General features: G+C 33.5%; 8 protein-coding genes and 1 pseudogene. 7 read left to right on the forward strand and 2 right to left on the reverse strand.

Going from position 1 to position 8365, the window contains the following annotated elements; all coding sequences use genetic code 11:
* Window positions 1-94: 94 nt before the first annotated feature.
* Both V7024_RS16540 and V7024_RS16545 read right to left on the reverse strand, forming a co-directional pair.
* Entirely contained in the window at window positions 95-550 is a 456-nt protein-coding gene (locus V7024_RS16540; RefSeq protein ID WP_335521887.1) for an NUDIX hydrolase, read from the reverse strand.
* A gap of 156 nt (window positions 551-706) precedes the next feature.
* Window positions 707-1546, reverse strand: coding sequence for a DUF2785 domain-containing protein (locus tag V7024_RS16545; RefSeq protein WP_335521889.1), 840 nt, complete (start codon window positions 1544-1546; stop codon window positions 707-709).
* Between the two features lie 175 nt (window positions 1547-1721).
* On the opposite strand from V7024_RS16545, the gene V7024_RS16550 reads away from it, so the two are divergent.
* From V7024_RS16550 to V7024_RS16580, 7 genes and pseudogenes are all read left to right on the forward strand, one after another.
* Window positions 1722-2474, forward strand: coding sequence for a GNAT family N-acetyltransferase (locus V7024_RS16550; protein WP_335521891.1), 753 nt, complete (start codon window positions 1722-1724; stop codon window positions 2472-2474).
* 49 nt (window positions 2475-2523) lie between these two features.
* Window positions 2524-3320 (forward strand): annotated as a pseudogene (locus tag V7024_RS16555) (hypothetical protein).
* 110 nt (window positions 3321-3430) lie between these two features.
* Window positions 3431-4447, forward strand: coding sequence for a tyrosine-protein phosphatase (locus tag V7024_RS16560; RefSeq protein WP_335521904.1), 1017 nt, complete (start codon window positions 3431-3433; stop codon window positions 4445-4447).
* A 172-nt stretch (window positions 4448-4619) separates the two neighbouring features.
* The gene (locus V7024_RS16565) at window positions 4620-4814 is read left to right on the forward strand and encodes a hypothetical protein (protein WP_335521893.1); all 195 of its coding nucleotides are present in this window, start codon (window positions 4620-4622) and stop codon (window positions 4812-4814) included.
* 175 nt (window positions 4815-4989) lie between these two features.
* The gene (locus V7024_RS16570) at window positions 4990-5715 is read left to right on the forward strand and encodes an ABC transporter ATP-binding protein (RefSeq protein ID WP_335521895.1); all 726 of its coding nucleotides are present in this window, start codon (window positions 4990-4992) and stop codon (window positions 5713-5715) included.
* Entirely contained in the window at window positions 5708-7363 is a 1656-nt protein-coding gene (locus V7024_RS16575) for a putative ABC transporter permease subunit (RefSeq protein WP_335521897.1), read from the forward strand. The genes V7024_RS16570 and V7024_RS16575 overlap by 8 nt, the downstream gene beginning before the upstream one ends.
* A 221-nt stretch (window positions 7364-7584) precedes the next feature.
* A complete protein-coding gene (locus tag V7024_RS16580; RefSeq protein ID WP_335521898.1) occupies window positions 7585-8181 on the forward strand; it encodes a hypothetical protein in 597 nt (198 codons plus the stop codon).
* Window positions 8182-8365 lie beyond the last annotated feature (184 nt).

Below are 8365 nucleotides of genomic sequence, written 5' to 3' on the forward strand. Positions count from 1 at the left end.
TCATAAAATGGAAACAAATTTCTGAATCGATAGTTTTATGTGATTGTTCTATCCAAAACGTCTGTTTGTTTAAAGTAAATTTCAATAGAATTGATTAGCAAAGGCTTTCTTTTAAAAATGTGTCTAAAATTAATTTATGCACTGATCCAACATTTGTAGGGAGATCATGGATAGGAAAGAATCGTAACTCTTTTGATTCAGCATGATCGATTCGTAATGATCCTTCAAAATCACGACAAATATATGTAACGAGAACACCATATACTTGATCTCCATTTGGGTATGTATTAAAAAATTCTTTCCCAGAAAAATTTTGAAAGGGTTCTAATTGTTTCACGATTAACCCTGTTTCTTCATAGACTTCTCGCTTAGCAGCCTCTTCTAACGTTTCACCGCATTCAAGTGCACCGCCAATTATTCCCCAGCAGTTGTAATCGCTGCGAAGTTGAAGAAGTACTTCATTATTTTTGTTTAATATAATTACATGTGAACCTATTAGAATGAGTGGGCGATTTCCAACTAAATTACGCATTTCTTCGATATATCCCATAAGACACCAATCCTTTTATTTATGTAGTAAGTATGTTTCGTATGGAGTTAATCTAAACTATTCTAAAATGGGAGTAGAATGACCTGCTCTTATTAAAATAGCGTTTTTTCCTTTGTATTTTGTATAGTTGCTACAATCATTGTTTCACTATATATCTTAATAGAATGTAGGCAACTCTTTTAACATCAGTTCTGCTTGAGATGTTATATTACTAAATTGAATATTAGGTACAGTTCTAAAATATAAACTGCGTAGGAAAGTTTTTATATTTGTACATAGATTACAAAAATCATTGACTGGAAGTCTTGCTTTGTATTGCGGGAGCAAGTTTAATTTGATACGGATAATCTCAAAAAACTGCTTTTGTGAGAAGCCTTTTGATATCATGGAAAGAAGAGGGGTAATAATACGCTCATCTTCATCAAAATGATACACTATAGAATAAACGAATATTTTATTTAAAAGACAATGAGTTAGTTCTTCGTAATATTGCTGTGGCAGTTTTAGATTATGAATAAGGGCATCAAAAGTATCTGCTGCATGAGCAACACTATGCGCCCAGCCGTGAGGGTGTACATATCCTCTTAAATCAATTTCTTGGTTCAGATAATCTACTAATTTTTCTTTGACGGTAATAATCGTTTCTTGTGTTAAAAAATTTGTTTTATTATCTGCACATAATATTAATGCAATTAATAATGTTGTGAAAGAACGCGTAAACACGCTATCATTATCATTAGAAGTGATGCCGCAATATAAGTATTGTTCTTCTAAAGTTAGGATAAGTAATTTTTCTAATTGAGCTCCATGAAAATACTCACGTGAAATGAGGTAAGAAAAGGTAGAGTAAATCAATTGATCACGTAAATAGCTGTCTAACGTTCCAATATGCTCTAGCATATGTATGCTTAATTGATTTAAATCGATATTTTGGGGCAATAAATATCCGTTTTTTTGAATCGTTTCTAACAATTGCTGCAGCATAATGGTATTCAATGATGCTCCCCCTCATTTTAGCTTTAACGATACGAATAAAAATTTCTAATGAAAGGTAAAGTATCCTTTCTTGATAAAAACATCAAATTTCTAGTATTCTACATATTCATAAAAACTCCTGCTCATGCAATCGAAAACATGTTATTTTAAAAAATATACAGAAAGAGGTTAAGGAATGAATCAATTTGTTAATATGGAACGTGATTTTAAAGTATTGGTAGGAGAACCGCACTATATTACAATTGAAGAAAATAATACAGTTTCCTACACAAAGGAACAAGTTACAGAAATTGTGCAATATTGGATGGGAAAAGCAACGGATAAAGGAGTTTTACATTTACATTTCGTTATTTCATCAAAAAGTCCAAATTTTACACATTATGAAGAGGTGTTTCAGCGTTTACAATTTCAGCATCAAAAAAGTTGTGTGATGGTACTGAAGGATTTATCTGATGTTACAGATGTGGAAGTTCCGTTTACACTGAAAACAATAGATGAAGTAGGCGAAGATACATTTAAAACAATTTGGCTAGAATCTATGCAGGATTCTTTAAATATGAAAGAAATGTTATCTATAGACCAATTATTATATGCTTTTCAAACAGAAATTGGCGGTAGATGGAATGAACATTGTTTAGTCGCTCTTCAGGGAGAAGATCCAGTAGGTGTTATTTTGCCGTATATAGAGCCAGGTACGGTAGAAGAAGGAAGATTATTTTATCTTGGTATTGTTCCGAATATGCGTGGAAAACGATACGGGACAATGCTTCATGAAAAAGCATTATATATTTTAAAAGAAATTGGTGCCTCATATTATGTAGGGAGCACTGATGAAATGAACGATGCTATGAAGCGAGTGTTTTCTTACAACAACTGTATACAGTTAGGAAAGATAGAGAAATACACAAGAGTGATTAGAAAAGGGTAAATGAAGATTCCTCTCGAAGTATTGAAGAAATCAATCAAGGGGGAAATGGATGATAAAACAAGCTTTTAAAAAAATGATTCCGTTATATCCGGAAATTTTATTCCAAGACTGGCATGTAGAGCACATATCGCAGCGGCAGGAGAATGATTTCGAGTAAAACAGTTTTTTCTGGATATTATGGAACCGACTTTTCCAGATAGTTGTTTGTATCACGCACAGGGCGAGTGTTTTCAATATAATAAACTTACATATTGGCGCGGGATAAATTATAAAGGATGCGATAGTTACGTCACTTCTAAGTGGAAAACACAAATTGAAATTTCTATTGATGATGGAGTAATTCAGCAGCATGAGATGGAGGAATTTTTATATGGATTACATCCATTTGAACTTGAGAAGGCAAAACAACAAATAAAATTACCATTTCATCAACTAAGTTTTCAGGGTCATATTGAAAAGGGGGGAGGCGAAATTAGTCGTTGCTCCGTATGGTGTTCTCCTAATGAAAAGAAATTTGCGCCATTACCATTTTCAGTTCCTTGTTCATGGGAATTAGAGTCTATTGGTTGTGGTGATAACGAAACGCAATATGTATATTGGGATGCGAAAGAGCAGTTATATACATTATGGGCATGTCGGCATACCAATTATAGCTATCATCCTGTGTCTTCTTGGATAAGAAATTATAGTTCGCCGCAAAAGATTGGAAACTGTGAATATTATGTGCATCCACAAAGAGGGACAGTTGTATATCAAGACTTTGGGAATGAACAAATTGCCTATGTCTTTCGAGGGATACCTTGTACATCTTTTACAGATATACAAGAAATGTTTTCTCTGTATTAATAAATTGATTGCAAAATGTCATGAAATATGTAAGACGAATTACATTATATGGTATACAATAGGCGTTAGAAAGGATAGTGAAAGTGATAGGTGGAAAAATGGAAACGAATATGAAACAAACAAATTTAGATGTAACAGTAGAGAGAGAAAATGATAACACTTTATCTATAAAATGGGGTAGTATAGAAAAACTAGTGCAGGTGTATTGGAGTACATTTCCGGAGAATATTGAAGAAAATGGGGAATTATTAACAATTGTAACAGACGCCTCATCAGTTACAATTGAAGATCCGAATCCAGCAAAGCGAGTTTATTTTCGATTGGTCACGAGCGAAGGAGAGCGTATGACAGTAGCAGAGCGCCGCTTACCACTGCAAGGTGCGTTTAACTTTCGTGATTTAGGCGGGTACGAAGCGAAAGATGGCCGTATGGTGAAATGGGGGAAATTGTACCGTTCTGAAGAATTAGCAGGGCTAACAGAAGAAGATATTCGTTATATACATAATTTAGGATTGGAAACTATCTGCGATTATCGCACAGATTTCGAAGTGAACCATAAACCAAACCCTGAAATGCAAGATGTTCATCAAGTTTCCTTACCAGTTATGCAAGATTTAGCAAAAGACTTAAATATTAATGAATTTTTCCATCTAGGAGATTTATCAATGCTTGGCAAGCCAGGAGAATATTTAGTGAAGATGAATCGAGATTTCGTGACTGGCAATGAAGCATTTGTGACATTTTTAGAACTTATACAAGACACAAACAACTTACCGCTTCTAAATCATTGTACAGCAGGAAAGGATCGAACTGGCTTTGCATCTGCTTTATTATTACTTTTACTAGGTGTGCCAGAAGAGACGGTCATGCAGGATTATTTATTGAGTAATGGATTTCGTGAACAGTTGAATGAGAAAATGATGGCCTTTTTAGGAGCACAGCTTAAGGATGAAACAAGTATTGAAATTTTAAGCGCGATGTTTGAAGCGAGGGTTGAATACTTGCAAGCGGCATTTGATGAAATTCACAATGTATATGGGTCTGTGGAGCAATATGCTCATAAAGGAATTGGCATTACGAAAGAACAACTAGCCAATTTACGTGATTTATTGTTAGAAGAAAAATAAGATAGAAGGTAGAGATCTTAAAAAGTTGTAAGATTACTTTTTAGAATCTCTACCTTTTTTATTTTCTTTATTTTACAATTAATTTGAAAATTGTTGAAATAATTACAAATATATCAATACTGTTAATGAAACAAATAACGTAAAATTTGTAAAGAGGGGAGGAAATGAAGAGATGTTAGCATGGATATTGGGGGTATTAATCATAGTAGCAGTGACAGTTACGGGGACGATAATGGTTGGGAAAAGTGAGGAAGAAAATTACGGAACTTCAACGAAAGGAAATATTGCAAGACTTTCAATCATTTATCTACTTTTAGGGGTTGTTTTAGCAGTTGGGGTAGCTTCGTATATATATTTTTATGGATAAGGGAACATAGGGTAGTAGAAAGAAAGTAAGACCTTCAGCAGGAGGTCTTACTTTTCGTTAATGTGAGATAAAGAGATGTTGTATTTGATGATTCTAAAAAGTTATAAAATACAGAAACCTATTATGTTATAATTGTAATGTAATTATTGGAAAAAAAGAGAAGGGCTGGATATGGATGATTGAAATTGCTAATGTATCAAAGAGCTATAACGGTAGCAAATTTGCAGTAAAAGATTTAAATTTAACAGTGCCAAGCGGAGAGATATTTGGTTTTTTAGGCCCAAATGGTGCAGGGAAATCAACGACAATTAAGATGATAACAGGTATTCATTCTCTTGATAGCGGAACGATTTCCGTAAATGGAAAAGACATTGCGAAAGAGCCGCTTGAAGCGAAAAAGATATTTGGGTATGTTCCTGACAGTCCTGATATGTTTTTACGCTTAAAAGGTATTGAATATTTAAATTTTATGGCGGATATGTATGATGTTCCGAAAGATGTACGTCAAGAAAAGATCCGAACACTAGCAGAGCGTTTTAGTTTGTACGAAGCATTGTCTGATCAAATTCAAAGTTATTCACACGGAATGCGCCAAAAAATTATTATTATTGGCGTTCTTTTGCATGATCCAGATGTCTGGATTTTAGACGAGCCAATGACTGGATTAGATCCGAAATCGGCATTTATATTAAAACAAATGATGCGTGAACATGCTGATAAAGGGAAAACGGTGTTCTTTTCAACACATGTGTTAGAAGTTGCTGAAAAATTATGTGATCAAGTTGCGATTATTAATAAAGGAACACTTCAATTTCAAGGGAACTTAGCTGAAATACGAGAGCACTTTGAATCTAATGAATCTCTTGAAAAAATGTTCTTGGAGATGACAGAAGATGAATAAAATTTGGATGTTAACAAAAATATTATTAAAAATGAACTATGCTGACATGTTAACTGATAAGAAGAAGCGTGTTGTATATGTGCTTTCATTTTTTGGTCTTTTGTGTGTTGGATTCTTATTTATAGGTCCACTTGCCAATGGTATGTATAACGTATTTAAACAATTTGGTCAGGAAAACTCACTACTTGGCATGGGGTTAGCGGTAGGCAGTATATGGGTGTTCGTGTTTAGTATTACGACAATTTTAACAGTGTTTTATTATAGCGATGACGTCGAAATGTTATTACCACTACCACTTCAGCCAGCCCATATTATTACGGCGAAGTTTATTACCGTTTTAATTACACAATATGTGATGGCTTCGTTTGTTTTATTTCCAATTTTCATAGTGTATGGATTACAAAGTGGAGCTTTTATTACATATTATGTCTACTTTTTAATTGTTTACATATTTTTCCCGATTATTCCGTTAGTTCTTGCTTCACTTCTCATGACAGTCATTATGCGTTATACAAATATCGCCAAAAATAAAGATAGAAGTAATATGTTAATGGGGTTATTTACTTTATTGCTAATTGTGGGCATTAATGTATTTATGCAATGGAAAAATAGAAGTGCTGTTTCTGGACAAACTGCAGCAGACTATTTTACAAATAATCAATCTTCATTTCTAGTAGAAATGACAAACTATTTTCCGACAACTTATATTGGGGCAATGGCGTTAATAGAAAGTACCTCTTGGAAAGGAATTTTATATTTACTTCTTTTCGCTCTGATTTCATTGGCGTTTTTTGGATTGTTTTTCTATGTTGCAGGGCGTACATATTTAAAAGGGGTTATTGGAATTTCGAATAGTACTGCGAAAAAAGAAGTGATTTCTACTGAGAATTTTAATAAAGCTACTATGCAAAATTCACATTGGAAAGCATATGTGAAAAAAGAGTTTCGTATTTTGATTCGCACACCACAGTTTTTTATTAATTGTATTGTGCAAACTTTTATAATGCCAATTATGTTTTTCTTTATTATTTTTGTACAGGACGGGAACTTAGCTTGGTTAAATAAATTTATAAAAGATAGTGAAACTACTGGTCTAGCGCTTGGTCTTGCTTTTTGTGCAGGTATGTTTTTAATGGGATCTAATGTTATTGCGACAACATCTTTTTCGAGAGAAGGTCGTACTTGGTTTATCAATCGCTATTTGCCAGTTAAGGCAGAAGGTATTTTCTTTGCGAAAGTATTTACAGCTTGGCTCATTAATACCACTATTTTAGCTATCTTTGGTCTTGTGCTTATCATTGTAGGCGGTGTGTCACCAGTATTTATGTTACTTTGGTTCTTGCTTTGTGCAAATGGCTTATGGTTAAACAATTTAATAGGCACACGCTGGGATGCACAAACCGCTGATATTCATTGGGATTCCGAACAAAAAATGTTTAAAGGTCGTTATACTACGCTTTGGAATTTTCTTGCGAATATATTATTAGTCGGTATTACAGTTGGCGGAGTATGTGCGTTATTTTTCTCATTAGGAGTAGGAATGTGGGGTATGTTTTTCTGTATTCTAGTTATTTTTACTATTGTAAATGTGATCTTGTCTCGTAGTTTACAACTTGGTGCTGAACGTATTCTAGCAAATATCAAATAAATTGTAAATCCTCTGTTACTATACAGAGGATTTTTTATATATTGCTAACTGAAAGTTGTGATGGTACGGGTATAGAAACAGCGAGCTGACCGGGTAAGTGATTCATTCGATTGAAAGGTTTTATTGAGAAAATTGTATTTTTAATAAATAATAAAAAGGGATTTTTGGAAGTATATAGAAACCTATTTGGGAGGTGAATTTGTAATATTAGGAGGCTTATTATGAAATTGAAAAAAATAGCGATTGCTTCATTGGCAATTGGAGCGATGCTCTCCATTACAGCTTGCGGTACCTCAACAGAAAAAGATCAAGCAACACAAAGTAAAAAGGAACAAACAAACAATCAAGAAGAAGCGAAAACAACGAGTGCAGACCAAACAAATGCGAGTAAAAATGAGGATAAGGACTCAAAAACAACAAGTGCAGATGGGAAAACGGAAACGAAATCAACGAATGCAGATCAAACAAAGAATGAGAAAAACGGAACAAGTGAAACAAAATCAACAAATGGAAAGCAAAATGTTAGCGTGAAGAGTGGAGTAAAAGAAGTTGTACAGTTAATTGAAGAAGTGGACAAGCAATTGAAAGCAAATCCAAAACAAGAAGCTGTAAATAAACTTGGCAAGCAACTGGTTGATAAATGGGATGTAGTTGAGAAAGAAGTTGAAGCGCAGCATGCATCCGATTATAAAACAATTGAGCAAAATTTATATCCACTCATTGTTGAAATGGGAAAACAAAAACAAGATTTAAAGAAGCTAAAGACGTTAACGACGAAAACAAAGCAAGATTTAAATCAATTATTGAATAAGCTTTAATAAAAAAATGAATGCAAAATTAAATCTTATCTTATATATAGCTTATGTCATAAAAGGAGAAACGTAGCATCAGTGTACGTTTCTCTTTTTATGATTTAGTTGCAACAAATATATAACGCAGTTTTCAAATTAATAATTAGCTAGATTGATTTAACATATTTCCCGAAAAGAAGTCCCCTTCCTC

It is taken from the genome of Bacillus sp. JJ864 (assembly GCF_036963045.1).
Taxonomy (GTDB): Bacteria; Bacillota; Bacilli; order Bacillales; family Bacillaceae_G; genus Bacillus_A; species Bacillus_A pseudomycoides_C.